The organism is Nonomuraea sp. NPDC002799 (genome assembly GCF_053592075.1).
Window position 1 is genome coordinate 1 of sequence record NZ_JBSFVA010000123.1, and the last position, 2287, is coordinate 2287.

The window sequence follows — 2287 nt, forward strand, 5'->3', positions numbered from 1 at the left end:
CTCCTGGCCCAGGTCCGGGAGAACGATCTGGCCGCCTTCGCTCATCAAGACATTCCCTTCGAGCAGGTGGTCGAGGTGGTCAACCCGGCCCGGTCACTGGCCCGCAACCCGCTGTTCCAAGTCATGATGACCGCGCAATCGACAGACATCGCGATGCCGTTGCCCGGCCTGACGGTGTCCGCACACGGGCGAGTACTCGATGTCTCAAAATTCGATCTGCATGTCAACTTCGATGAACAGCATACGCATGGTCGGAAGCCGAACGGCATCGCGGGCCGTATCGAATTCAACACCGACCTCTTCGATCACCAAACGGCTGCCACCATCACTGAACGCCTGCACCTACTCTTCAACGCTGTGATCGCTGATCCTGCCATCCCGATGTCTGATTTAGATGTTCTTGGTTCTGGGGAGCGTCATCGGGTTTTGGTGGGCTGGAACGAGACTGGGAGGGAGATGCCGGCGGTGACGCTGCCGGAGATGTTTGAGGCGCAGGTTGCTCGCACGCCTGATGCGTTGGCGATTCAGATGCGTGATGTCACTCTGACGTACGCACAGCTGAATGCTCGAGCGAACCAGCTAGCGCGTCATCTCGTTCAGCATGGTGTTGGCCCGGAGTCGTTGGTTGCGTTGAGGATGCCGCGGTCGGTGGATGTGATTGTCGCGGTGTGGGCTATTCTCAAGGCTGGCGCGGCTTACGTGCCGATCGACCTGGAGTATCCGGCTGAGCGGATCGCGTTCATGCTGGATGATGCCCGACCTGCGATGGTGTTGAGCGAGCCGGTTGAGGTGAGCCATCTGCCGATGGCGAATCTGACGGATGCCGATCGGGTCGCTCCGCTGTCGGCGGGGCACCCTTGTTTCGTCATCTACACTTCCGGCTCGACCGGCCGCCCCAAGGCAGTGGTGATGCCCGGCGCCGCGATGAGCAATCTCGTGATCTGGTGGACATCCGCGGAGCCGCCAGGCCGGGTTGCGCAGTTCTCCGCGCTCAGTTTCGACGTTTCCGCGATGGAGATCCTCGCCACGACGGTGGGCGGGGGTTGCTTAGTGGTGCCGGAGGAGGAGACCCGCAAGGACGCCGACAAGTTCGTCGAGTGGCTTTTGGCATACGAAGTCAACGATCTGATGTGCATCCCTAACCTGCTCTTGGACGCAGTGTGCGAGACAGCGAAGGCCACCGACATCAGCTTTCCGGCGCTGCGGCACGTCGGCCAAGGCGGAGAAGCCCTGGTCCTGTCGCCTGCGGTCAAGGATTTCTTCCGCAAAGCACCGCAGCGGCGCCTCGACAACTGCTATGGCCCGACCGAGACGCATGTGATCACCAGGTCTACCCTGCCCGCTCGGGTCGGGGACTGGTCGCAGGATGCGCCGATTGGCCGGCCGATGGCCAACAGCCAGGTATATGTGCTGGACCAATGGCTGCAGCCCGTCCCAGCAGGGATCGCCGGTGAGCTTTACATCGCCGGAGGACAACTGGCTCGTGGGTATTTGAATCGGCCCGGGTTGACGGCGGGGCGTTTCGTGGCGAACCCGTTCGGCGCTCCTGGCAGCCGGATGTATCGCACCGGGGACCTGGTCCGCTGGCGTGCCGACGGTGAACTGTTGTTCCTCGGACGGGCCGATCATCAGGTGAAGGTTCGCGGTTTCCGTATCGAACTCGGCGAAATCGAGACAATTCTCCGCCAGCATCCAGCCGTGGCACAAGCCACCGTCATTGCCATCGAAGACGGCCCCGCCGTCAAACGGCTGATCGCCTACCTAGTTCCAGCTGCAGTCACTCAGCCGACCTCGGAGGCGCTGCGAGAATGGGTCAGCCAGACCCTGCCCGACTACATGGTGCCCAATGCATTCGTCATGCTCGACAAGATGCCGCTTAACCCTAACGGCAAACTCGATCGCTACGCACTGCCGAAACCAGCTACAAAGCCTACTGGCAGTCGCCCACCCCGGACGTCGCAGGAGCAGGTGCTGTGTGATGTGTTCGCTGAAGTGCTGCATACCTCACAGATCGGCTCAGATGATGACTTCTTTGAGTTGGGAGGTCATTCTTTGTCGGCCACCAAACTGATGAGTCGTGTCCGCACGAAGCTGCAGGTTGACCTGCCCCTCCGGGCCTTGTTCGAACAACGCACTCCCGCCGGCTTGGCGAAGCTCATCGCCACGGCCAAGCATGCAGGTATCTCTCTTGAGCCGGTGTCGCGTCCTGGTCGGGTGCCGTTGTCGTTTGCGCAGCAGCGGTTGTGGTTTCTGGATCGGTTGGAGGGGCCGAGTGCGGTTTACAACA

Annotated in this window: 1 protein-coding gene; it reads left to right on the top strand. The window is 61.3% G+C overall.

Going from position 1 to position 2287, the window contains the following annotated elements; all coding sequences use genetic code 11:
• Positions 1–2287 (top strand): non-ribosomal peptide synthetase (locus tag ACWD0F_RS51960; protein WP_449890550.1); only part of this gene is annotated, 2287 nt, incomplete at both ends.